Here is a 22,340-nt window from a genome sequence, read left to right on the forward strand (position 1 = left end):
GGTCAGAGGAACAGCCGGAAGTAGTACGGGCTCACGAAGCCCTCGATCACCGCCGCAATCGCCAGCAGGACGCCGACGCCGATGAGCACCCAGAACGCTCGCTCGAGGGTATCGGCCAACGCCGCTCGAGTCGCTCGCCCTCGCATCGTCCGCCAGCCGACGAGTCCGAGGTGGACGCCGAGTGCCGTGGCGATGAAGATCGCCGGAATCTCGAAGATCCCGTGGGGGACGACGAAGGCGAGCAGTTCCATCGGGGCTACCTCCGTGCGTGCGTAGACGCCCATGAACAGCCCGTTGAACACCAGCGAGACGAGCGCTGGAATCGCGAGCACGAGCCCGGAGAGTGCCGTCGTGAGCGCGACCAGCCAGTTGTTGCCGAAGAACTCGAGGGCCGCAGCCGGGGCGATATGTCCCTCGAGGCGGGCCGAGATCGACGTCTCGAACGAATCGACGAGTGGTTCGGCGGCCTCCCAACCGATCCAAAAGCTGATGACGGCGAGCGCGACGACAGCCGCGTGCGTGCCGAGTGTGCCCCGGACGAACGCCGCCATCTCGGCCCAGCCACGTCGAACGCCGTCACTGAACTGGTCGCGGAGCGATCGTTCAGGCATGGCCGGTGGGGAGAGGCGGCCCCGGGAGCCACTGTAGAGCCCTGTCTTCAACAGATCGAGGGCAGGAAAGACGAGCAAGACGGTGACCAGCGAGGGGAAGGCAGTGACATCGACAAGCGTGAGCACGCCCGAGAGGACCGAGAACGTCAGAATCGTGCCGACGGCGACGAGATAGTAGAAGCCGGCGCTGACTGGTCGAGCACGGACGAACGAAACGGTGTTCGACAGCGATCCGACGACGGTCGCGTCGTCGACGACGACCGACACCGGCGCGAACGCGAACAGCGCCCGAACGGCAGCGAGCGCAGCAACGAGGACGAGTCCAGCAAACAGTGCCACGAGGCCGGCGACGAGCATCGAGCCGGTGGCGACCGCGACGAGCGCAGCGACGAGTGCAACGCCGATCCCGACCGTCAGGAACACGGCGACCCACAGCACGATCTCCAGAACGTACAACCCGAGAAACCGCAGCCAGTAGCGCCGGGCACCCGCGAGCCCGGCGGTCAGCCCACGCTCGTCACGAAGCCGCGCAGCACAGGCCGTCAGCTGGCCGGCAGTAGCGGCTGCATAGAGGACCACGCCCACGAGCAGCGTCGCCATGATCGTCACGACGACGAGCAAAACGAGTCCCGGCGTGAGCAACGGTTCGAGAACGGGTTCGAACCCGGTTGCCCACTCCTCGAACACCTCGGGGTCGGCGTCCGGGTCCGGTGGCTCGGTCTCGAGTCCAGTCATCGCCTCCTGTGCTGTTGTGAGTCGTCCAGTGACCTCGAGATAGACGAATCCCACGGTGAACGCGAGAAACGGGATCACACGGGCGACCGCGGGGACGGACGCGCCGATGAGGTACCACGGCAGGATGTCAGCCGGCCGGCGACGGAGCACGGCGACGGCAGCAGTGACGGCATCTGAGAGGGACATAGCTCGACTTCGGTCGGAAACCAGTTAAAATCAGTTGAATGTTCGATCGTCGAACGTCTCGTCCGTTTCGTCGTCACCGCGCCCACCGGACAGCCGCGGCGTGAACCCGCCAGTGAGGATGACAGCGACGACGACCAGCGCCGCCGAGAGGACGACGAAATCGGCACTGGGATCGTAGCCGGCGAGGCCGGCCCCAGTCGAGACGACGAAAATAGCGACAGCGAAGACGATCGTCGCCAGCAAGCCGATAACGAGGATACCGATGACGCTGGCGAGAAGTCCACGCAGGATGGAGCGAATCGATGACATCGTTGCACTCGCGTTTCGGATGGGGGGACGTAGGTATTGTGACATCGGCTTCGCTCGAGGTGTAATTTAAAGCAAATTTCGAGGGAGGAGAAAAAGGGCGTTCAGCCGAGCAGGTATCGGAGCTGTGGGACGCGTTCGACGATCGGGTGCGTCTCGATGTAGCGGTCCACACCGAGGATGCGCCCGGCAGCCAGCGCGCCCAGCGTCAGGAAGATCGCGGCGTAGACGAGTTGGTCGTTGACCAGCCCGCCCGCGACGTCCCAGCTGCCGAAGTAGAACAGCACCATCTGGGTGGCTGCCCCGAGTGCGGCCAGTCGGACGAAGACGCCAGCGATCAGCGCGAGACCGATGAGCAGTTGCGTTGCCGGAACGATCACGTCCACGGTAGTCATCAGCGCAGCGCTTTCGGCCATCATCCCGAAGAGCCCACTTGCCGGACTCGCCGGATCGACGTTCGCGAGATAGCCGTAGGCGCTGAACTCACCCGTTACTTTACCCCATCCCGCGGACAGCATTACCCACCCCATCAGCAGTCGCAGGCCAACGATCGCCCACGCGCTCAGATGGTGGGGCTTCCCCTCGAGAGTAACGCCTCCGAGGCGACTTTCCAATCGGTTGTTCGCAGTTGTTGTCATCGTGAGTCACCTCTACAGATAACAGTAGGGAACTTGTTTACTTGAATCCGAATTATATTTCTTATCTCGTAGGAAATAGGGCAGCGAAAACCCTCTATATCAAGGGGAGAGTCATGCTGGAGTCATACTGTCGGACAGCAATCAGTGAGACGTCGGTCGCGAAGTCGCGGCCGATCTTCACATCGTGCTGTCCGACAGTATCAGTACCACGGTGGGAGACGAACCCAGTGAGCGGGTTCGTCGATCGGTCATCCCGTCAGTCGTCTTCGCGAACGTCGACGACCAACACCGGGATGCGTGTGGTTCTGAGCGTGCGTTCGGCGACGCTCCCAAGGATTGCACGGCGGACGCCGCCACGTCCTGCCGACCCCATCACGATGAGATCGACGTCGTTGTCGTCGGCGTACTCACTGATCACTGCGTGAGGACGGCCGGCTTCGATCGACTGAACGACCTCGAGGTCGTCTCCTGCTCGCTCGACGACGACGTCGGTCGCTGCCGTGGCACGCGCTTTCAGTTCGGGCATCTCGCCGAACTTGCCCTCTTTGATGCGCTGGACCTGTTCGGTGCCGAGACTGATATCGATCGCATCAGTGTCGACGACGTACAGCGCGTGGAGCGTTGCGTCGTACTGTTCGGCGAGATCGATCGCGTGATCGATGGCGTTTTCGGCAACGTCGCTTCCGTCAGTCGGGATGAGTATGGTATCGTACATCGTTAGTCGTCTGCTGGAGTGCCGCCGTCAGTGGCGACGTCTTCTGCCGAATCCATCTTCTGCATCGGCTTGGGGCTGTGACACTGTCGGACGAGGCGCTTGACGTCCTCCGGCGGGTCCTCGGTAAACAGCGAGACGACGATGATCGTGAGCATGACCGCTGGAACACCGACGAGCGACGAGGACGTCGCGGGGACGACCGTCGCGAACGCTGGGACGATCGCGTCACCGGAGATCGCGCCGACGTACTGCGGCAGGACCTCGTTGACGATCGAGCCGAAGCCGAAGAACAGCCCGACAAACATGCCAGCGATGGCACCCTCACGCGTGGCGTCTTCCCACCAGAGACCGAGGAAGAACACCGGGAAGAGGACGGTGCCGGCGAGTGCGAAGGACATCCCGACGACCTCGGCGATGAGCGCCGGCGGGTTGAGCGCCAGATACGTGACGACTGCGCCGAGTCCGAGAATCGTCAGGCGACCGACGATCATCTGTTCGCGCTGGCTTGCGTCTTCCTTGTAGAGGTTCGTATAGATGTCGTGGGCGGCGGCCGAGGACGCGGAGATGAACAGTCCCGCAGTCGTCGCCAGCCCGGCCGCGACTGCACCCGCAGCGACGATGCCAACGAGCCAGTCCGGAAGTTCGGCGAGATGGGCCGTGAGCACGACGAGCGTGTCGGCCTCCGTACCGGTCATCTCGGTGTACTCGCCGACGTTCTCCTGATAGAGCAGAGTCCCGTAGGCGGCGTAGGCGGTCGTGCCAAGGAACAACAGGAGGGTGAAGACCAGTCCCCAGACGGTTCCCCAGCGGGCGTTGCGCTCGTTGTCAGCAGTGTAGAACCGCACGAGGACGTGTGGGAGGCCACACGTACCGGCAATCAGGCTGACACAGAGGGCGATCCAGTGGTAGTAACCCGCATCCGCGAACGGCTCGGTGAACTGCCGGTCGATCTCCGTCGCGATCTCCGTCGACTGGGCACCGTACTCGACGAATGGAAGCACCGTCGACCATCCCTGCGTCCAGCCGGTCGCGTACAGACCGAGCAGGAACGCGCTGATAAGGATGATGTACTGAAAGGTCATGTTCTTCGTCGCACCCAGCATGCCTGACAGCGCGACGTAGCCGATCGTGATCGTCATCAGCAAGATGACGCCGACCTCATACGAGACGCCGAAGATGTACTGGGCCATCAGCCCAAGGCCGTTCCCCTGAGCAATGATGTAGACGAACGCGATCAGCAGCGTCGTCGTTGCCGCGATCGCCCGTCCGAGATCGGAGTAATACCGGTCACCGACGAAGTCGGGGGCCGTGTACTTCCCGAACCGGCGGAACTGCGCGGCCAGGAAGATCAGCAAGATGAAATAGCCCGTCGTCCAGCCGACGACGTACGCTAATCCGAAGTAGCCAAGGAAGGCAACGGTCGAAGCAACACCGAGATAGGCGGCGACGCTCATCCAGTTTGCGGCGATCGCCATCCCGTTTTCGATGCTCCCGATCGAACGACCAGCGACCCACATGTCGTCAACCGACGCAACACGGAAGAACCAGCCGACGCCCAAAAACAGCGCGAGCATCGCCGCGAGCGTCAGCGCCGGAATGAGTTTGAACCCGCCGTCGAAGAGGCCGGTTGCGGACTCGAGTGCGACTGACTCGATCACGCCTGTTCACCACCGTCTGCGGCGACAGCCTTGCCGGCTTCGGCCTCGGCTTCAGCCTCGGCCTCGTGGTCGACGCCGTACTGTGCATCGAGTCGGTCACGCTGCCAGGCGTACGCTGCACACAGGACGAGCGCGCCAAGCGGCGAGCCGATCGCAGTCAGGAAGTAGTGCAACTGGAAGCCAAGCACTTGCGTACTCGTCATGAAATCCGTCGCGACCCACGTCGCAGTCACGGGTCCGAACGTAAACAGCACCCAGACGGCAAACAGCCCCCAGATCACCTTCAGGTGATCTTGCATGAACGGCGTCGCGGGCCTGAACATGTGGATCTTCTCGTCGAGATAGTCGACGTTGTCGTGACCACCATCGGTCTCGAGGCGGCGATCCGTCGATTCCGTCTCCGTGGATTCAGCATCAGTCATTGGTTGGAAGCTCACCCGAAATCCCCCGTTCCGTGGCGGCTGACCGCGAGCCGATCAGTCCGCACAAAGACCCTAATAATTGTATACGATATTTCACTTCGTGAGATGTGTTGCCACGAATGGTACTCATGCAGGTCAGTATAGAAATATAATGATAGATAAACCCCGACATGACTGCAACAATTGTCGCCAAACCGCTAGCAGGGACAAGGGTGTTGATAACTAACAGCATACTATTATCCACGGTATACTATGTCCGTGGAAAGACATTATGTACCAAACCACGCAGTGTCTCGCATATGAATACGGTATAGTGAACTACCCTACCCTACTCGGTTCGTCTGGACTGTTGTCATCACTGACCGTCGATCACGGGCGGCGGGGCCGGTGCGCAGCGGGAGGTCGGGACCGTAAACCGTCTCAGTTGGTATGATAGCATGAAGACACGTTCGATTCCCCGAAGAATTTGTTATATACTTCCATGCCATATTATGACACGGTGGTCACGAATGCAAATAACGGCGATACGAGAGGTCGACTGTCCTGACTGTGGAACCCCGACGAGTATTTCGATTCCAACTGGGGACGTGGAGTTACGGTTCAGCCACTCCGTTGCCGCGTTCGGCGAACAGACGAAAGTGACATGTTCGAACGGGCACACGTACTGGGTCCACTTCTGCCGGTGACGCACGTTTCGACCGTCTCCTCAGAAACGGGGATGGTGTAGCCACTCCCCGGTCCCCCCACCCCACGAGAGCGCTGCGCTGGGACCGTCCGTCGCGGTCGATACGTCTCACTGACGGCTATCCGACAGTATCAGCGGGAATACGTCTCGAGGCCGACTATCTCTCCGTCCTCGAGGTCGAAAAAGTCCGCAAAACCGAACAGCGCCGTGTCACCGTCGAGTACCCGACCACGGACGGCAACGCTGTTTTCGCCGGCGACGACCGCCTCAAGTCGGTGGCTGGTGTCCGGGTTGGGGCGCTGTTCGCGCATGAACCGGACGAACTCCGCGCGGCTCTCGAACACCCGGTCAGGACGACCCTGCGTGAACTCAGGGGCGAGCAGTTCCTCGAGGACGTCGTACTCGTGGTCGTCGAGTGCAGCGTAGTACCGTCGGACGAGAGCAGCCCCATCACCGTCCGCGTCAGTAGCCGTATTCGGCTCGGTATCCATACCAACGTCTTCGTCGCCGTCGACAAAAGCACCCGACTCCCATCAGCCACGACGTGGTCGGGTCGTGTCATGGGTGGTCGCGGCCGTTTCGGACCGCTTTTCTCTCGGCCGTCCGTACGGCCGCTCGTGGAGTGTCACGTCTACTACGAAGGCGACGACGACCCGAAGAAATGCACCGCGCGTCGCCTCGAGAAGTTCGACAAGGCGATCCTCCATCGGCGGATGGAGCAAGTCCCCTACGGCGTCGTCCTCAACCCACACGCCGAGCAGGCGCTGTCGCCGGCCGACGCCGAGGACGGGCTCGGAACGCTCGTCGCCTTGGACTGTTCGTGGGAGTCTGCCGAAGCGGCCGCGTTCCGGATGAACGGCGTCCACCGGGCGCTGCCATTTCTCGTCGCCGCCAACCCCGTCAACTACGGCCGTCCGTTTCAGCTGACGACCGTCGAGGCGCTCGCCGCCGCCTGCTGTATCTTCGACGAGTACGAGGCGGCCGAAACCCTGCTCGAGCCGTTCCGCTGGGGCGAGACGTTTCTGACACTCAATGAGGAGCCACTGCGCCGCTACAGCGAGTGTGCGGACTCGAGTGAGATCGTCGCGGTCCAGGATGACTACTTGGCTGCCGAGGACGAACAGCAGTAGGCTAATGACGCTGCCAAAAGGCAGTGAGCACGACAGCAGCGACCACTGCCTGCAATTTCGTCTGCGTCACCGCTCGGTCCCGAGACCACAGCGATTATATGCACCACGGGCTAACGGACCGATATGGCCAGTTTCGAAGAAGCCGAGAAACGGACGCTCGAGAAAATGATCTGCATGCGCTGTAATGCTCGCAACGCCAAGGACGCAAACCGCTGCCGGAAATGCGGCTACAAGAAGCTTCGCCCCAAGGCGAAGGAAGCACGAGCCGCATAACCGACCGTCTGCGTCCGTTTTCTCGACTTTCTACAACCCAATAGCCGGACAGCGAGTGTACCGTTCGGCCGGCGTTTCGTCAACAAGTGGGTGTACGCTACTCGTCGGTATATTTCGGCTCTCGCTTTTCTGCCCGCTCGAGTGCCGTCGCAACGACGTCCCGAACGTCGCCGTGGAAGACGCCACCGTGGCCTGCGTACATGTGATCGACGCCGGCAGACTCACTTCGCTCGTCGCCCGAGGCCGCACTCGCGTCGCTCGCGCGACCGCCATCGGGAAGTCGCTCGAGGAGGTCCTCGATGCTCTCGATGAGTCGCTCGCGGGACTGGCCGGCCATATCGGTACGGCCGAAGCTGCCGTAGTCGAACGCGCCGTCGTCGTGGACGACCACGTCGCCCGAAAACAGCGACGTCTCGGAGACGAACGAAACGTGGTCGTCGGCATGACCCGGCGTGTAAACGACCTCGAACGTCTCGTCGCCGATCGTGACGGTGTCGCCATCGTCGATCGCGTGGGTTCGCAGCGGATGCTCGGCGTAGGCGTAAACGTCGGGATCGAACGCCTCGCAGACTGCCTCGAGCTGGGCGACGTGGTCGCCGTGTTGATGTGTCATAACGNCTCGCGCCATCAGAGATGTGTATAAGAGACAGCGCCGGCATCGACCAGTGTCGTCTCCTCGCCGACCGCCAGAAACGCGTTACAGGTGAACGTCTCCGCAGAGTCGGTGACGTGATGGATGTCCATACACGACGGCTCGAGGGCCGGGTCCAAAACGGTGCCGCCTGACAGGCACCTCTATAGTAGCGGTCACGTACGTTGTGCGGCCATACGGCAGAGACGCACGACGTCTCGAGGAATATTGTGACTTGGTGACACATGGGATTTTTTAGTTCCAAGCACGAAGATAGTCCTGTATGGGATTCGGGAGCTACGACGAATCCGAACAGCAGGAAGTCGACGCCGATTTTGATGATGACGACGCGGTACAATCCAGTGAAAACGACCATCATGGAGAGATCGAGTTCGAGAACGGTGCCTCCAGCGACGAATTACTCGATCGCCTCCAGGAGATCAAAGACGACGGCTGATCGATGAAGCCCGGGGCGCGGGCGCTGGGGATCGCCGAGTCGTTCGGGCGCAGTGAGGATCGAAGCACACTCGCCGGTAGCGTCGTCCGTGCCGACCGTGTCCTCGACGGCCTCGCGTATCGTCCGTGTACCGTCGGCGGCACCGATGCGACCGACGCCGTCACCGAACTCGTCGGCGAACTCGGCCGACCCGACGTCCAGTACGTGCTGGTCGGTGCCGTCGCCCCCGCGTGGTACAATCTACTCGATGTCGATCGCATCCACGAGATCGCCGAGCGGCCGGTGGTCGCCGTCACGTTCGAGACGAGCGACGGCCTCGAGACCGCCCTTCAAGAGACGTTTTCCGGCCCCGCCCTCGAGGCTCGCCTCGAGCGCTATCGCGCGCTGCCCGCCCGTCGGGCGCTGACAGTCAACGACGAGACCATCTACATCAGACACGTCGGCTGCGGAGCCGCCGAGGCAGCCGAGATCGTCCGTGAATTCACCCCCGAAGGCGGTCGTCCGGAGCCGATTCGGGTGGCTCGGCAGGCCGCTCGAGCCGGCGACGCGTACGTCCACTCACTGGAATGAGTGGCGACTGGATCGGGGCTGTGGAGTAATTTCTCCACTGCATCGAGGTGCCAAACAGCAACGACCCGAAAGACGTAGGGCGTGTCCGTCTGTGCCACCAGTATGGAAGAGATGAATGGGCTCTGTGTCAGCGAGTGTACGCGGTGTCCGGCGCTCGTCGATTCCCGGAGCCGGATCGTCAACGGAACCGGGCCCGAGGACGCCGACGTGCTGTTTATCGGCGAAGGGCCGGGTGCACAGGAAGACAAAAAGGGCGAACCGTTCGTCGGTCGCAGCGGCACCGTCCTCGACGACGGCCTTCGTGACGTTGGCCTCGCGCGTGCGGATGTCAGAATCACCAACTGCGTACGCTGTCGACCGCCGGAAAACCGCGATCCGACGAGCGACGAACTCGAGCACTGCCGGGGCTACCTCGAGCACGAAATCGACCTGCTCGATCCGGACGTGATCGTTACCCTCGGAAAAGTGCCGAGCGAGCACTTACTCGAGCGTTCCGTGGCGATCACGAAAGAAGCTGGCTCACTCGAGGAGGTCCGTATCGGGGGGACGCCACGGCGCGTGTTGCTCTGTGTCCACCCGGCGGCGACGCTGTACGACCGCAGTCAGGAGGCGACGTTCGCGAACGCCCTCGAGCGAGCAGCAGAACTCGCGGACGTGGGTGATAGCGACAGTGGGCAGACACGGCTCGACGGGTTCTATAGTGACAACTGAAACGATTGACACACGCATCGCACAGCAGTCGTGCGATGCGGTGTGCAGTGACGGTCAGTGGCTACTATAGCTCCGTTCGGTTCTCGATGGGCCCCACACTGTTCAGAGAGACCATCGCTTCGAGCGTCGACGAGGCCACCAGTTCGAGCGCCGAGTCCTCGCGTGTTGTCGACTCCACTACCCGGTTGCACGAAGGGTAATTGACTTCAACACGCCACCACGAGTACGGGTATGAGCAACGCTTCGTCTTCACAGTCGGTTGCGTCCGTCGTCGTCGTCGACTACGGGCTGGGGAACCTACGCAGCGTCACCCGCGGTTTAGAGCGTGCGGGTGCCGACGTCGAGATCACTGACGATCCGGACGCGTTCGCCGACGCCGATGGTGTCGTTCTGCCGGGCGTCGGCGCGTTCCGCGAGGGTGTCGAGAACGCCGATCCGCTTCGAGCGGACCTCCTCGAGGTCGCAGCCGACGGCACCCCCTTGTTCGGGATCTGTCTCGGCATGCAGATGCTGTTGACGACGAGCGAAGAAGGGGAAACCGACGGCGACGCGGCCGTCCAAGGGCTCGATCTGATTCCGGGCACGAACGTCCGGTTCGCCGAAGGACAGAAAGTCCCACACATGGGCTGGAACGAACTCGGGATTGAGCGCGACCATCCGCTCATCGAGGGTGTCGACGGAGAGTACGCCTACTTCGTCCACTCCTACTACGCCACCCCCGACGACAAGGAGGCGACGGTCGCGACGACCGACTACGAACGCGAGTTCCCCTCGATCATCGCCAACGACGATGGCACCGTCTTCGGAACGCAGTTCCACCCCGAGAAAAGCGGTGAGACGGGACTGCAGATCCTGCGAAACTTCGTCGAACTCTGTGCCGAGCCGTAGCTGGTCGACACAGCACAGTTGACTGATCGGGACAGCATAGTTGAAAGCGGCCCGTGTTATCGAGTCGCAGCCGTTTCGTCGTTGAGTGATTATCCGTTTTGGTCACTGTGGGTAATACTGTCGGACAGCCGTCAGTGAGACGTCGGTCGTGAATTCACGGCCGTCCTCGGGGATGACGGCCGCAGTAGCGCGACCGATCTTCGAACCGTGCTGTCTGACAGTATGAGTGGAGAGACACACCCCGGAGTGCCGCTGTATAGATTAAGAGGTGGTGTGGGTGCTCGAGACCGCTGTCAGAGATCGGTTTCTTCCAGATTCGAGTCGGAACGAGATGGACCAATCGATAACTCAAACACAGTAGAATTAAATATAGACCCTGTGTCAAAGTCCATTGAGTGTAGTGAACGCAAATTCGTTCACTCGGTAGTGAACGCCGACGTGACTCGAGTTGATCCGATGCGTGCGTGAATCGCTGATTTTCGAATCGAATTGCGATGTTCGAACTCGAGCGACAGCATCTGAACTCGAGTGACAGCATCCGAACTCGAGCGACAGCATCTGAACTCGAGTGACAGCATCCGAACTCGANCTCGAGCGACAGCATCTGAACTCGAGTGACAGCATCCGAACTCGAGCGACAGCATCTGAACTCGAGTGACAGCATCCGAACTCGAGCGACAGCATCCGAACTCGAGTGACAGCGCTCGAGTGTGTGATAACGTTCGAACCGAGAAAACAGCGATCGGTTCGGAAGTGATCCAGCGGAGTGTGCGTCGTGGTCGATATCGCTCGGTGACGAGACTGGTCGAACTGGTCTCTGGTCGAACTAGTTTCTGTGGGGTCTTCGATCATCCCACAGCGTTCTCGATCGCGTTTCGACGGTTTTGCTCGTCTCAGTAGCTCGGGTGTCGCTGTCGTAGTTCGGATTTTGCTGTCGTAGCTTGGTTCCCACTGCTGTGTCCCAGTTCCCACTGCTGTGTCCCAGTTCCCACTGCTGTGTCCCAGTTCCCACACTGTTGTGTCGGCCCGTCGACCGATCTTCGAATCCGCACGTCCCCCCGTTTCAACTCGACACCCCCTCCACACCGATACAGCGGCACCGCGGGGTGTGTGTGTGTTCATATACAGCGGCACCGAGGGGTGTCAAACGTCCAGTTCGATCGCTATAGAAACCCTTTTGAATCCATACAGCGGAAATACGGTATCCCGCCGTCCTCGAGCACCATCGGGTCCGTCGTTTCTTCCCGGTGTCGGGGAACTCACAACTCGCGATACAGCGGCACTCCGGGGTCTCACAGCTATACAGCGGAACCACGGGGTGTGGTGTCGTCTATACAGCGGAAGTATGGGGTTCCATCCACCTCATACAGCGGCACTAAGGGGTGTGATTTTTCGTGCGTGAGGGACTCACGACACTGAATCCCTACTAATACAGCGGCAGTCAGGTTCCGAACGCTTAAGAGTGCCCCCTCCGATACCACGGATAACTGAATGTCGGACGCCACGGACTACTTCGGGAGCGAAAATGAAATTTTCCAGAACAAAGAGCTCCTGCAAGTCTCACACCTCCCGGATGGCGACCGGATCATCGGTCGCGAAGACGAACTGACGAACCTCGCGAACGCGATCAAGCCGGCGACTCGAGGCAACACGCCGAACAACGTCCTCGTCTACGGAAAGACGGGAACCGGCAAGTCGCTGTGTTCGAAGTTCATCACGAATCAGGCGATCGAGCGTGCAAAGAACAACGAGGTGTCGATCGGAGTCGCCTACGTCGACTGTCTGCAGGAGTCGACGGAAACACAGGCCGTCCAGTCGACCGGCCACCAGCTCAACGAGCAGGACGAAACGGGAATCTCGATCCCCCACTCGGGGCTGAGTACGTCCGAATACTACCGCCGACTGTGGCGCATCGTCGACAGCCGCTACGACGTCGCCTTGATCATCTTAGACGAGGTCGACAAGATCGAAGACGACGACATCCTGATGCAACTCTCGCGTGCGGTCGAATCCGGAAAGCTCACCGAGAGCACGGTCGGCGTTATCGGCATCTCGAACAAGGTTCGGTACAAAGACTCACTCGACGAACGGATCAAATCGAGCCTCTGTGAACGTGAGTACGTCTTCTCGCCGTACGACGCGAACCAGATCCGTGAAATCTTACGTTCCCGGTCCGACGCGTTTCACGAAGGCGTCCTCGAGGACGGCGTCGTCCCGCGCGTGGCCGCGCTCGCAGCGCGCGAACACGGTGACGCCCGCAAGGCGATCGACATTCTGCGGTTCGCCGGTGAGATCGCCGAGGAGAACGACCTCGAGTCCGTCACGGAGGCCTGTGTCGATCAGGCCCACGAACGCGAGGAGACCAGCCGCCTCGCCGAACTCATCTCCAAGAGCCCGAGTCACGCGAAACTCGTCCTCGAGGCGATGGCGCTGCTCACCCAGCAAAAGGAGGGCGACGACGTCCCGGTCAAGACCAACGAGGCGTACGACCTCTACAAACGGCTCTGTGATCGCGACCAGTCGGACCACCTCAAACTGCGACGGGTGCGGGATATCCTCTCGGAACTCGAGTTCCTCTCGATCATCGAACAGGAGCGCAAGTGGGCCGGCAAGGGGAAAGGCAACTACATGGAAAACCGGCTGATCGACGATCCGGAGGTCATCATCGCGGCCTGTAACGAGTCCGACTGACGGATCAGTACCCGGTCGCTGTCTTCATACTGTCCGACAGTATCAGTCACGCTCTTTCGAGGCCGTTCCGTTCTTCCATCACCATTTATCATACCAGTCGTTGATCGTTTGGCTATGTACGGCATCCTCACTGCAGACCGAGACCTCGCTCGAGCCGACTTCGGTGATGTTACGCACTTCTTCGCCGAGTCCGTCGATGGAACGCGCCGTGAGCCGCTTTCGGGGGCGGTCAACTCCGTCGCCTGCTGGGGCGACACGGCAACCGTCCGCAACGAACCGGAGCGCGCCGCCGTGACGGCCGAGGGGACGCGTGCGACACCCGACGCCGACGGCCATCACTGGGGCACCGTCTGTCCGACCGATCCCGACTACCGCGCCGGGTTACTCGACCGACTCGAGCGAGTCGGTGCCGTCGGCGACGTTCGGCTCACGACACCTGGATTCCCCGGGGCGTCGTTCTGTCACTGCGAGCGCTGTAAACGACGATTCGACGCGAGCGACCACGAAGACCACAACGCGTGGCGAACTGCCGTCATCACCGATTTCGTCGCCGCCGCAGCGGATCGCGTTGAGGGTGATCTTCTTACGACGCTCTACCCCGATCCCTATCCCGGCAATCTCCGCGAACGCGCCGGTCTCGAGCCCAGCGCGCTCGCCCCGTTGGTTGACGGATTCGTCGTCCCCCTCTGTGACGTCAGCTACGGGACGACCTACTGGGTGGAGTCGCTGGCGCGTGGCTTCGCTCACGAACTCGAAGATCTCGAGGCGGCCCTCACGATCCAGCTCGCGACGGACGGCGTCGATCCCGACCGACTCGTGGGGCTGACACAGCAACTCGAGACCCACGCGGATACCATCGTCTACGGCACGTATCCGGACGATGCGGATACCGTCCGAGACGTTATTCGGCGCGTTCGCGAGGCTGATACACGAGCGCTCACCGCATAACGCAGAAACACGGACCTGTCCGATTATACCAGTTCGCGAACGTCAGAGTACCACATATCGTGGTAGTCGACGTGACCGACCCGGCGGGCGATTGCCACGGCGAGGGCGTGCCAGCACCGATCCGTTGGATCGTCGGGATCGAGATTGTACTCGCTGTCCTTGCAGGTACAGCCGCCGTCCTCGACGATGTACTCGTCGTCGTAGCCGACGACGATTGTGAAATCGCGGTAGGCCTTCACTCGGTTCTCGCTGACGGCCTCGATCGCGCGCACCCCACGGTCGTCGTGAAGACGTGTGATTTGCCCGACGATCTCGGGCGTGAGTTCACCCGTCTCCTCGAGGTCCGCCTGCCATCGCTCGACTGGGTTGGCCTCCGGCACGACCGGAACTGTGTCCCGGACTGTAAAATCGGTTTGGTTGTGCGAACGATGCCGCTCGAGACCACACCGCTTTTCGCCCGCTACCGACGAGAGAGTGTATGCGCGTCACCGAGGGCGGGGTCGAACTCGAGGTCCCCGGCGAACAGACCGAGGGCGTCGAGGAGTCGGTATTTTATAACCCGCGACAGGAACTGAACCGGGATCTGACGATCGCAACGTTGCGGGCCTATCGCGAGCGCGAGGACCGCGCCGAGACGTATCTCGATGCGATGACGGCAAGCGGCGTCCGTGGCGTCCGGGCGGCCGCTGACGGCTGGGACGTGACCTGCTGTGACGTCAACGAGGAGGCCGTCGACCTCGCACGAACGAACCTCGAGCGAAACGACTGTGAGGCACGGGTCGAACACCGAAACGTCAACGCCCTCATGCACGAGGGCGTGTTCGACGTGATCGATCTCGACCCCTATGGAACGCCGATGCCGTTCGCCGATGCGGCCATTGGGAACTGCCGAGACCTGCTCTGTGTCACCGCGACCGACACCGCGCCGATGTGTGGGGCTCATTTCAATAGCGGCGTCAGATCCTACGCTGCCGTCCCGCAGAACACCGACTACCACACCGAGATGGGCATCCGTATTCTCATCTCCGCGCTTGCCCGCAGCGGAGCCCGTTTCGACGTCGGTATCGAGCCGATCTTCACCCACGCGACCAGCCACTACGTCCGCACCTATCTCGAACTCGAGCACAAACCGACCGCTGCGGACGCGGCGATCGGCGAACTGGGTTACATCTACCACTGCGAGGACTGTCTCCACCGCGAGACGGACGTCGGGATGATCGCCAACCCACTCGAGACGTGTCCGTACTGCGATGGCAGCCGACTGCTCACCGCCGGCCCGGTCTGGCTCGGGCCGATTCAGGATACGGAGTTCGTCACTGCGGTCCGCGATGAAATCCCCTACACGTTCGAGACCGCACCGGAAGCTCGCGAACTCTGTGACACACTCGCGGCCGAACTCGAGGAGCCGACCCACTACGACCAGCACAAACTCTGTAAGAACTGGGGGCTGCCGGCCAACGCGATGGACGAGTTCCTCGCGGATCTGCAGGCGTCTGGCTTCGACGCCTCGAGAGCCCACTACGGCGGCACGACGTTCAAAACCGACGCCAGCGTCGGCGAGATCCGTGCGGCGACTGAAGACAACCTCGTCTAACTCTCCGCTTTCTCTCCTGCGTCTGCTCAACAGTTTCAGATAACGATTCCGACACGACCGCATATTGTCCCGGCCGTCGATATGGACGAACGTGCTCGACTACAGACAGGGTCTCGAGGTCGTGCGTGACGTTATCATCCTCGCACGCGACGAGCAGCTGACGCTGTTGGCGGCCGGCGTCGCCTTCTATGGGTTCATCTCGCTCGTTCCGCTGGCTCTCCTCGGGCTGGGGATCACCGCCTCGATCGGTGGGGAGGCGCTTGCGGAGCAACTGACCGATGCCGCCAGCGACGTGCTCACGCCATCGGCACAGGAGTTGCTCACCGAGACGGTCCTCGATGACACTGGACGACAGAGTGCGACCGTGTTCGGGGCACTCGGCCTGTTGTGGGCGGCAAGCCGGGTGCTCCGCGGACTCGATCGGGCGTTCTCGGAAGTGTACGGCACTGCCGGCTCAAAATCGCTGTTCGACACGATTTGGGACGCGATGATCGTCTTCGTCGTCATCGGGTTCGGGCTGACCCTCGTCGCCGTCCTCGAGGTGATAATCAGGTTCGTGCCGTTCGTCGGCGTCAGCGTTCTCGGGCCGATGTTCGTCGTGGTCGGGCTCGTCGTAACGTTCCTGCCGCTGTACGTCATTTTCCCGAATTCAGGTACCGGCATCCGTGAGGCGCTTCCCGGGACGGTCGTGGCCGCGATCGGCTGGTTCGTGCTGAGTCGTACGTTCTCGCTGTATGCAGCGTTTGCGACCGAGTACGCCGTCTATGGCGCACTCGGTGCTGTCTTTCTGGTCCTCATCTGGCTCTACGTCGGCGCGATGATCCTCGTCTTCGGGGCGATCCTCAACGCAGTCCTTGCCAACCGTGACATGGATCGGCAGCTACAAAGTCCCGGCGCTCGACAGGTCCCAACAGAAGCGATGACCGACGACGCCACGGGTGACGACGAGGGGGCGACGGAGGACCACGCAGCAACGGGTGCGGAAACCGGGACGAGCGCCCGCGTAAGCGCCCGAACGCGGGACCGATCCGACGATCCCGAAGCACTCCGCGAGGAGATCGAGCGGCTGCGCGACCGCGTCGAGTCGTTCGAAGACAACGTCGAGCGCCGGACTGTCAAGAAAGAGTCGCTCCAGAGCGAGCTCAAACGCTACGTCCGTCGCCGAGTTCGTCACGGCCACGCCCGCGACTGGGGACCGTATCTCGTCTTGTTGTACGGCACCGCGATGTCCATCGCGGCGTTTTATTTCCTCTCGGGTGGCTGGGCGATCCTTGCGATGTTCGTCGTCTGGACGTCGACACTCGGCGTCTACGCCCTGATGGTGCTGTTCGAGTTCGGCGTCTCCCTGCTCGATGTCCCCGGTCGCGTCCGCGATCTCATCGGCGAACGTCGCTCCTAGGTCGACGCCTCGCTCGAGCGCGAAATCAGGGTCGCGTGTAATCTGAACTGTTACGTCACAAACCCAACTGAGTTTTCGACCCGGCAGCCGACCGAGGACACTCGCGCGTCGGCGTCGGCTTTCCCGGCCAGCAGTGTACCGACTCGAGGTCGAAACCCGTCGGATACCGTGAAACAACTGCCTGCTCGAATGCAATCGGCGCCTAAAACAGACTGGACGACAAGCTCAGTGATCGAAGCCCGGTTCCATGTATACGGCCGCGATGAGCGCAACGGTGCCAACGAACGCGGCTAACATGAGTCCTGCCGTGCCGGAGATGATGTCCAGTTCCGGCCCGACGAGAAGCAGTTCCGACTCCTGATATCCTGTCCAGAGAAAGACCACTGCGATGAGGAAGCTCAGCCCCGCGACGACGGCGGAGCCGATCTGGAACGGGGTGTTGAACGGACCGATGCCGCCGGCGTCAGCGTCCGCATCGGCACGCTGTGCTCCCGCGGACCCGCTTGCACCTGCTGGTTCGCTTTCGGCGTCCGGCTGTGCCGTCGGTTCGCCGGCTGGAGTCGGTGCGTTCGCCTTCGAGAACCCATCTGCGAGGTGAACGCGTGTCTCGGAGATGTCGCGGACGTCCGGTTCGTGGAGAATGAACGGGCCGCCGATCTCAGCCCCGCTGAAGCGGACCTTGAGGAGGTCAACGACGTCCGGCGTCGGCTCGACGTGGGCCGTCGCCGTGTCGACTGACTGAACGGTACCGATCACCTTTCCGTCGGTACGTTCGACGGGTTTTCCGATGTCGTCTTCGGTGAAATTCGCACACATACTAATTTCACCAGTTCACAAGGCAAGCCCCTAAACCCTCTGATTTGCGTGTGACGCCGATTCCTCGTCGCGGAGCGCCCGAACACGGGAACGGCTGTACTGTCTTGCAGGGCAAAATCGGTCGACTCGAGTCTCAGTCGGACCGGAAGCCACGCGGCTCTTCGGTGACCGTCGTTCGCTCCTCAGCGACCGGCGTCTCGACGACCGTCTCAGGGAGCCACGTTCGAATGTCGACGGACTCGCTGCCCAGCACGGCAAAGCCAGTGAAGATCAGCAAGAACCCGACGAGGGCAAGCGGTGCGATGGCCTCTCCCAGCAGCGCCCACCCACCAAGCGTCGCGACGACGGGAACGAGATAGAAGACCAGATTCGCCTGAATCGCGCCCGTCGACTCGAGCAGCCCGAAGTAGGCGATGTAGGCGAGGACGCCGGCGACGAGACTGACGTACGCGAGGGCAACGAGGGCACTCGAGGACCACGTGATCGCGCTCATCGACTCACCGGCTGACAGCGCAAAGCCGTGTGAGAGGGCTGCGGCGATCGGCAGTCCCCACGCGATCCGGGCCGTGCTCGAGAGCGTGGCGCTCGACCCGGCCCGGCGAATGAGGACGGCCCCGAGTGCTGCACTGACCGCGCCGGCAAACAGAATCACACGGCCGATGGCGTCACCACCAAGCAGATTTGCGGGATCGGGGCTGACCACGAGTGCGACGCCGAGCAGGCCGAGGACCAGTCCGACCGCGCCGCGAGGCGAGAGGCGCTCGTCGGAGAGGAGCACGGCTGCAAACACCGGCGTCAGGATGGGGTTGAGGCTGAAGACGATTGCGCCGACCGCGCTGGTCGCGTACTGTTGGCCGACGAAGATGAGCGCGTTTGCCAGCCCGATCACGAGGACGCCGGTCGCGAGAATCCCGACGACGTCGTCTCGCGTCTTGGGTCGCAGTTCTTCACGCGAGGCGGTTACGGCGACGTACCCCAGCATGACGAGTGCTGCGATGTCAAACCGCAGTGCGACGAACAAAAGCGGTGGGAAGTACTCGAGGCCAGCCTTCGCGGCGACGAACGTTCCGCCGAAGAACAGACTCGAAAGGAGGAAAAAGCCGAGCGCGCGGCGATCGATCACGGACTCACCTCTGTTCGGTGTTCGTACAACAATTTTGCTGATCGGTGACCGATCAGCATGGAGGTGGCGAGTTGCATCTTAGAAATACATATGAGCGCCAGGGGTATAGTTTCGTTCAGAAAATATGTTGCGGCGAGAAACGCCTCCGTACCCGAGCAAGAGTTGACCGGCGTCGGATGCTTACACACCATGAAACTATTTCAGGGTGCGAAAGCACTATAGTGCGACAGTGACCAGTACCCGTATGGAATCCGAACTCGAGGAGATCGAGTTCCTCGCGCTCTCGGCGAACCGCGTCGACGTCCTTCGGTTGCTCGCCGAGCGAGCACACACGCGCAACGAACTGGCCAGCGAGACGGGTGCCTCGCAGGCGACGCTCGGCCGCATCCTCGGTGATTTTCAGGAGCGGTCGTGGATTCGTCGGACGGGCAGCGAGTACTCGGCGACTGCAACGGGAACACTCGTCGCGTCGGGATTTACCGAACTCCAAGAGATCATCGGGACCGAACGACGGCTTCGCGATGTCGTCGATTATCTGCCCGCCGACGCAATGGCGTTCGACTTGAAACGACTGGCCGATGCGACGATCACGACGCCGAGCCAGACCCGACCGAACGCGCCGTTATCTCGGCTACTCGGGTTGCTCGAGGACGCCACGGACGTGCAGACGCTTTCTCACGCGTTCAACGAACAGACGATAACGGTCGTTCAGGAACGCACCACAACGGGTGCACAGACGTTCAACGGGGTGTTCTCCCGGCGTGCGATCGAGGCGCTCGCGGCCGATCCAGAGCTTCGCGGTCGCCTCGAGACGCTGCTCGAGACGGATGCCGCCTCGATACGCGTACAGGACGGCGACGTCCCGCTCGCGGTTATGCTCCTCGACGACGTCGTCTACCTCCTCCTGCGAGACGACGACGGCGTCCTGCGTGCGTCGATCGATACCGACGACGAAACGGTTCGCGCGTGGGCGCAGACGACGATCGACGACTACTGGGCTGACGCGACGCCCCTGTCGCTCGAGGATGACGCGTTTTGCGACCGCGATCGGTGATACAGCGCGATGATCGGTCGCGCGTTGTGGCCGGGGGCTGGCGTCGAGCACGGTGTCGACGGTCGGTAGCGGGACCGTCGGTTCCCGGCTCAGGTATTTTACCCCTCGGCGTTGTCCGCTATGACAGTCGATGAACGATGAGGATACGAGCGGCGAGCCGGCCAGTCAGGACAGACTCGGTGGCACTCGACTGTGGCTCTTGCTCCGGCTGAATCGGTGGGTGTTCACGGGTGCGATACTGGCAGTCGTCTACGTCGTCCTCGTCGCGTTCAGTGTACTCGGTGTCACACCGCTGCGTGTCATTGTCGACACACAGGGAAGTGTCGGCTTCTTTTTCTCGTCGTTTATCGGGGCGATCATCACCGGGACCTCGATCGTCGTCACGATCAGCCAACTGGTGCTCTCACAGGAACTCGGCGCGGTCGGCGACCAGCGCGAACGAATGCAAGAGTCGATGGCCTTTCAACGAGATGTCGAGGAGATCATCGGCAGCGCTACGAGCCCACCCGAGCCCGCAGCCTTTCTCTATGAACTCGTCGACGGTATCCACGAGCTTGCAACTGAATTCGAGGCCGTCATGGAAGACGAACGGGACGACAACCTTCAGGCGGCGGTCGCGAACTACGTCGAGGACGTCACTGGGAACGCCGAGAGCGTCACAACCGACCTCGAGGACGCCCAGTTCGGCACGTTCGAAGTGATCTGGAACGCGCTCAACTTCAACTATTCGCGAAAGATCTACGATGCCCGCAAGATCCGGGCGAATCACGAAGACTCACTGTCGGAGGAGGCAACCGAGCAGATTGATCAGCTGATCGATGCGTTACAGCTGTTCGGGCCGGCTCGAGAGCATTTCAAGACGCTGTATTTCCAGTGGGAGCTGATCAACCTCTCGCGGGCGCTACTCTATATCTCGGTGCCCGCGCTGACCGTGATGGGGGTGATGATCATGTACGTCGACGGCAACGCCCTGCTCGGAACGACGTTCGGGATCGACAATCTCGTCTGGGTAACCAGCGCCGGCTTCGTGGTTGGAATCTCGCCGTTCATCGTCTTCATCACGTACATCCTCCGAATCGCAACGGTCGCCCAGCGGACCCTCGCGATGGGGCCGTTTATTCTTCGCGAGTCAGAACGAGACGAGGACCTCGGCTGAGCCTACCGTGGCGCGCCGATCAACACGAGCTTTGCGCGCTCGTCGCCACGGTTGAAGATCTGCCGTGATTCGTCGGGATCGAGTCGAATCAGATCGTCTTCTTCGAGCACCACCGTCTCGTCGCCGTCGCGTAACTCGATCTCCGCCGTCCCGGCGACCACGTAGTAGATTTCCTCCTGTCCGCTCTCGGTCTCGTCGTGTGCTTTGCCCTTCCCGCCGGGCTCGAGTTCGAGGATCGAGACGCCGAGGTGGTCGGTCCCGAGCTCGTCTTTGAGAAACCACATACCGCCCCATTCGTCGGGGACGACTGATTCCGGGTCGGTCTTGGATGCAGTATCGTAGCCCATGCAGTGTCGTTCGACCGCACCGTGGAAATCGGTACGGGTACCGGAAGTCCGCCGTCGCGAACCCGAATCCGACGACTGTTGTGTCACGAGCCCCTCCCGACAGCCGTGACTGCCGTGTGATCCTCGTCATCTGTGGGCCGCCGGGCGCTGGGAAGACCACGATTGCGACAGCGCTCGCCGACCGACTCGCGGCCCGCGGTGAGGCCGTCTCCCTCCATCACTCCGATGCGTTCTCGAGTCGAACCTACGAGCAGTTGTCCAACCGGGCTCGCGCCGACCCCACGGACGAACTCACTATCGTCGACGGCACGTTCTACAAGCGCCACTGGCAAACTCAGTTTCGAACCCTCGAGGACGTCCGATTCGTCCACGTCACGGCGAGCCTCGAGACCTGCCTCGAGCGCAACCGGACCCGCGCCGCCCCAATCAACGAGCAGGGTGTCCACGTCGTCTACCGGGAGTTCGCCGAACCCGACGCTGCTCTCGAGATCGATACCGACGACTGCGCCGTCGAGACGGCCGTCGATCGGATCGAGGATGCCCTCGAGGCGTGGGGCTGGCTCGCGGACGACGCGTGAGACTCGGGCACCAGCGCT

At 61.8% G+C, this 22,340-nt stretch carries 25 protein-coding genes and 1 pseudogene; 14 read left to right on the forward strand and 12 right to left on the reverse strand.

The annotated features are described in order from the left end of the window. Positions 1 to 2: 2 nt before the first annotated feature. The 6 genes from C495_RS04950 to C495_RS04975 form a co-directional block, all read right to left on the reverse strand. The gene (locus C495_RS04950; protein WP_008160585.1) at positions 3 to 1,532 is read right to left on the reverse strand and encodes a stage II sporulation protein M; all 1,530 of its coding nucleotides are present in this window, start codon (positions 1,530 to 1,532) and stop codon (positions 3 to 5) included. 30 nt (positions 1,533 to 1,562) lie between these two features. Then, positions 1,563 to 1,841 carry a hypothetical protein gene (locus tag C495_RS04955; RefSeq protein WP_008160587.1) on the reverse strand — a complete coding sequence of 93 codons (279 nt, stop codon included), beginning with the start codon at positions 1,839 to 1,841 and terminating at the stop codon, positions 1,563 to 1,565. A gap of 101 nt (positions 1,842 to 1,942) precedes the next feature. Then, positions 1,943 to 2,476, reverse strand: a complete 534-nt coding sequence (locus tag C495_RS04960) for a DoxX family protein (protein WP_049890146.1) — start codon at positions 2,474 to 2,476, stop codon at positions 1,943 to 1,945. 256 nt (positions 2,477 to 2,732) lie between these two features. Further along, positions 2,733 to 3,191, reverse strand: coding sequence for a universal stress protein (locus tag C495_RS04965; RefSeq protein WP_008160592.1), 459 nt, complete (start codon positions 3,189 to 3,191; stop codon positions 2,733 to 2,735). 2 nt (positions 3,192 to 3,193) lie between these two features. Then, a complete protein-coding gene (locus C495_RS04970; RefSeq protein ID WP_008160594.1) occupies positions 3,194 to 4,849 on the reverse strand; it encodes a sodium:solute symporter family transporter in 1,656 nt (551 codons plus the stop codon). Beyond that, complete coding sequence (locus C495_RS04975; RefSeq protein ID WP_008160596.1) at positions 4,846 to 5,271, reverse strand: DUF4212 domain-containing protein; 426 nt, start codon at positions 5,269 to 5,271, stop codon at positions 4,846 to 4,848. The genes C495_RS04970 and C495_RS04975 overlap by 4 nt, the downstream gene beginning before the upstream one ends. Positions 5,272 to 5,780: 509 nt before the next feature. On the opposite strand from C495_RS04975, the gene C495_RS18655 reads away from it, so the two are divergent. Beyond that, entirely contained in the window at positions 5,781 to 5,957 is a 177-nt protein-coding gene (locus tag C495_RS18655) for a hypothetical protein (RefSeq protein ID WP_449406468.1), read from the forward strand. A gap of 130 nt (positions 5,958 to 6,087) precedes the next feature. Here the strand turns inward: C495_RS18655 and C495_RS04980 are convergent, their stop codons facing one another. After that, a complete protein-coding gene (locus C495_RS04980; protein WP_008160598.1) occupies positions 6,088 to 6,447 on the reverse strand; it encodes a nuclear transport factor 2 family protein in 360 nt (119 codons plus the stop codon). A 126-nt stretch (positions 6,448 to 6,573) separates the two neighbouring features. Here C495_RS04980 and C495_RS04985 point away from each other — a divergent pair, with 126 nt between their 5' ends. After that, a complete protein-coding gene (locus C495_RS04985; protein WP_008160599.1) occupies positions 6,574 to 7,086 on the forward strand; it encodes a DUF367 family protein in 513 nt (170 codons plus the stop codon). 123 nt (positions 7,087 to 7,209) lie between these two features. Further along, entirely contained in the window at positions 7,210 to 7,359 is a 150-nt protein-coding gene (locus C495_RS17220) for a 50S ribosomal protein L40e (protein ID WP_008160601.1), read from the forward strand. A gap of 97 nt (positions 7,360 to 7,456) precedes the next feature. Here C495_RS17220 and C495_RS04990 read toward each other — a convergent pair. Further along, a pseudogene (locus tag C495_RS04990) lies at positions 7,457 to 8,103 on the reverse strand (MBL fold metallo-hydrolase). 170 nt (positions 8,104 to 8,273) lie between these two features. On the opposite strand from C495_RS04990, the gene C495_RS04995 reads away from it, so the two are divergent. The 6 genes from C495_RS04995 to C495_RS05030 all read left to right on the forward strand — a co-directional run bounded on the left by C495_RS04995 (position 8,274) and on the right by C495_RS05030 (position 14,255). Further along, a complete protein-coding gene (locus C495_RS04995; protein ID WP_008160603.1) occupies positions 8,274 to 8,447 on the forward strand; it encodes a DUF5786 family protein in 174 nt (57 codons plus the stop codon). A gap of 3 nt (positions 8,448 to 8,450) precedes the next feature. Next, positions 8,451 to 9,017, forward strand: coding sequence for an endonuclease dU (locus C495_RS05000; RefSeq protein ID WP_008160605.1), 567 nt, complete (start codon positions 8,451 to 8,453; stop codon positions 9,015 to 9,017). Positions 9,018 to 9,119: 102 nt separating this feature from the next. Beyond that, entirely contained in the window at positions 9,120 to 9,728 is a 609-nt protein-coding gene (locus C495_RS05005) for a uracil-DNA glycosylase (protein WP_008160606.1), read from the forward strand. A 231-nt stretch (positions 9,729 to 9,959) separates the two neighbouring features. Continuing rightward, positions 9,960 to 10,616 (forward strand): imidazole glycerol phosphate synthase subunit HisH, encoded by a 657-nt coding sequence (hisH, locus tag C495_RS05010; RefSeq protein WP_008160608.1) that lies wholly within the window; start codon positions 9,960 to 9,962, stop codon positions 10,614 to 10,616. A 1,491-nt stretch (positions 10,617 to 12,107) separates the two neighbouring features. Next, positions 12,108 to 13,307 carry a Cdc6/Cdc18 family protein gene (locus tag C495_RS05025; RefSeq protein WP_008160611.1) on the forward strand — a complete coding sequence of 400 codons (1,200 nt, stop codon included), beginning with the start codon at positions 12,108 to 12,110 and terminating at the stop codon, positions 13,305 to 13,307. Positions 13,308 to 13,421: 114 nt separating this feature from the next. Next, on the forward strand, positions 13,422 to 14,255 hold the full coding sequence (locus tag C495_RS05030; protein WP_008160613.1) for a hypothetical protein: 834 nt from the start codon (positions 13,422 to 13,424) through the stop codon (positions 14,253 to 14,255). Positions 14,256 to 14,278: 23 nt separating this feature from the next. On the opposite strand, the gene C495_RS05035 is transcribed toward C495_RS05030, so the two are convergent. Continuing rightward, complete coding sequence (locus C495_RS05035) at positions 14,279 to 14,635, reverse strand: hypothetical protein (protein ID WP_008160615.1); 357 nt, start codon at positions 14,633 to 14,635, stop codon at positions 14,279 to 14,281. 98 nt (positions 14,636 to 14,733) lie between these two features. On the opposite strand from C495_RS05035, the gene C495_RS05040 reads away from it, so the two are divergent. Together C495_RS05040 and C495_RS05045 are read left to right on the forward strand one after the other, a co-directional pair. Beyond that, a complete protein-coding gene (locus C495_RS05040) occupies positions 14,734 to 15,849 on the forward strand; it encodes a tRNA (guanine(26)-N(2))-dimethyltransferase (RefSeq protein ID WP_008160616.1) in 1,116 nt (371 codons plus the stop codon). A 91-nt stretch (positions 15,850 to 15,940) separates the two neighbouring features. Continuing rightward, positions 15,941 to 17,248 carry a YihY/virulence factor BrkB family protein gene (locus C495_RS05045; RefSeq protein ID WP_008160618.1) on the forward strand — a complete coding sequence of 436 codons (1,308 nt, stop codon included), beginning with the start codon at positions 15,941 to 15,943 and terminating at the stop codon, positions 17,246 to 17,248. Positions 17,249 to 17,473: 225 nt separating this feature from the next. On the opposite strand, the gene C495_RS05050 is transcribed toward C495_RS05045, so the two are convergent. Beyond that, entirely contained in the window at positions 17,474 to 18,064 is a 591-nt protein-coding gene (locus C495_RS05050) for a hypothetical protein (protein WP_008160619.1), read from the reverse strand. 133 nt (positions 18,065 to 18,197) lie between these two features. Beyond that, complete coding sequence (locus C495_RS05055; protein ID WP_008160621.1) at positions 18,198 to 19,187, reverse strand: DMT family transporter; 990 nt, start codon at positions 19,185 to 19,187, stop codon at positions 18,198 to 18,200. A 244-nt stretch (positions 19,188 to 19,431) separates the two neighbouring features. Here C495_RS05055 and C495_RS05060 point away from each other — a divergent pair, with 244 nt between their 5' ends. Both C495_RS05060 and C495_RS05065 read left to right on the forward strand, forming a co-directional pair. Continuing rightward, the gene (locus tag C495_RS05060) at positions 19,432 to 20,241 is read left to right on the forward strand and encodes a helix-turn-helix transcriptional regulator (protein WP_008160623.1); all 810 of its coding nucleotides are present in this window, start codon (positions 19,432 to 19,434) and stop codon (positions 20,239 to 20,241) included. A gap of 130 nt (positions 20,242 to 20,371) precedes the next feature. Continuing rightward, entirely contained in the window at positions 20,372 to 21,397 is a 1,026-nt protein-coding gene (locus C495_RS05065) for a hypothetical protein (protein WP_008160624.1), read from the forward strand. Positions 21,398 to 21,399: 2 nt separating this feature from the next. On the opposite strand, the gene C495_RS05070 is transcribed toward C495_RS05065, so the two are convergent. Continuing rightward, positions 21,400 to 21,744, reverse strand: a complete 345-nt coding sequence (locus C495_RS05070; protein ID WP_008160626.1) for a cupin domain-containing protein — start codon at positions 21,742 to 21,744, stop codon at positions 21,400 to 21,402. Positions 21,745 to 21,860: 116 nt separating this feature from the next. On the opposite strand from C495_RS05070, the gene C495_RS05075 reads away from it, so the two are divergent. After that, positions 21,861 to 22,322, forward strand: coding sequence for an ATP-binding protein (locus C495_RS05075; RefSeq protein ID WP_008160628.1), 462 nt, complete (start codon positions 21,861 to 21,863; stop codon positions 22,320 to 22,322). The last annotated feature ends 18 nt before the right edge of the window (positions 22,323 to 22,340 follow it).

Origin of the sequence: Natronorubrum sulfidifaciens JCM 14089 (assembly GCF_000337735.1) — an archaeon.
GTDB classification, from domain to species: Archaea; Halobacteriota; Halobacteria; order Halobacteriales; family Natrialbaceae; genus Natronorubrum; species Natronorubrum sulfidifaciens.

Excerpts from the sequence above, each read along its gene's own strand:
- C495_RS04950 (WP_008160585.1), bottom strand. The coding sequence starts at position 1,532 with ATGTCCCTCTCAGATGCCGTCACTGCTGCCGTCGCCGTGCTCCGTCGC.
- C495_RS04955 (WP_008160587.1), bottom strand. The coding sequence starts at position 1,841 with ATGTCATCGATTCGCTCCATCCTGCGTGGACTTCTCGCCAGCGTCATC.
- C495_RS04960 (WP_049890146.1), bottom strand. The coding sequence starts at position 2,476 with ATGACAACAACTGCGAACAACCGATTGGAAAGTCGCCTCGGAGGCGTT.
- C495_RS04965 (WP_008160592.1), bottom strand. The coding sequence starts at position 3,191 with ATGTACGATACCATACTCATCCCGACTGACGGAAGCGACGTTGCCGAA.
- C495_RS04975 (WP_008160596.1), bottom strand. The coding sequence starts at position 5,271 with ATGACTGATGCTGAATCCACGGAGACGGAATCGACGGATCGCCGCCTC.
- C495_RS18655 (WP_449406468.1), top strand. The coding sequence starts at position 5,781 with ATGCAAATAACGGCGATACGAGAGGTCGACTGTCCTGACTGTGGAACC.
- C495_RS04980 (WP_008160598.1), bottom strand. The coding sequence starts at position 6,447 with ATGGATACCGAGCCGAATACGGCTACTGACGCGGACGGTGATGGGGCT.
- C495_RS17220 (WP_008160601.1), top strand. The coding sequence starts at position 7,210 with ATGGCCAGTTTCGAAGAAGCCGAGAAACGGACGCTCGAGAAAATGATC.
- C495_RS04995 (WP_008160603.1), top strand. The coding sequence starts at position 8,274 with ATGGGATTCGGGAGCTACGACGAATCCGAACAGCAGGAAGTCGACGCC.
- C495_RS05000 (WP_008160605.1), top strand. The coding sequence starts at position 8,451 with ATGAAGCCCGGGGCGCGGGCGCTGGGGATCGCCGAGTCGTTCGGGCGC.
- C495_RS05005 (WP_008160606.1), top strand. The coding sequence starts at position 9,120 with ATGGAAGAGATGAATGGGCTCTGTGTCAGCGAGTGTACGCGGTGTCCG.
- hisH (WP_008160608.1), top strand. The coding sequence starts at position 9,960 with ATGAGCAACGCTTCGTCTTCACAGTCGGTTGCGTCCGTCGTCGTCGTC.
- C495_RS05025 (WP_008160611.1), top strand. The coding sequence starts at position 12,108 with ATGTCGGACGCCACGGACTACTTCGGGAGCGAAAATGAAATTTTCCAG.
- C495_RS05030 (WP_008160613.1), top strand. The coding sequence starts at position 13,422 with ATGTACGGCATCCTCACTGCAGACCGAGACCTCGCTCGAGCCGACTTC.
- C495_RS05040 (WP_008160616.1), top strand. The coding sequence starts at position 14,734 with ATGCGCGTCACCGAGGGCGGGGTCGAACTCGAGGTCCCCGGCGAACAG.
- C495_RS05050 (WP_008160619.1), bottom strand. The coding sequence starts at position 18,064 with ATGTGTGCGAATTTCACCGAAGACGACATCGGAAAACCCGTCGAACGT.
- C495_RS05060 (WP_008160623.1), top strand. The coding sequence starts at position 19,432 with ATGGAATCCGAACTCGAGGAGATCGAGTTCCTCGCGCTCTCGGCGAAC.
- C495_RS05065 (WP_008160624.1), top strand. The coding sequence starts at position 20,372 with ATGAACGATGAGGATACGAGCGGCGAGCCGGCCAGTCAGGACAGACTC.
- C495_RS05070 (WP_008160626.1), bottom strand. The coding sequence starts at position 21,744 with ATGGGCTACGATACTGCATCCAAGACCGACCCGGAATCAGTCGTCCCC.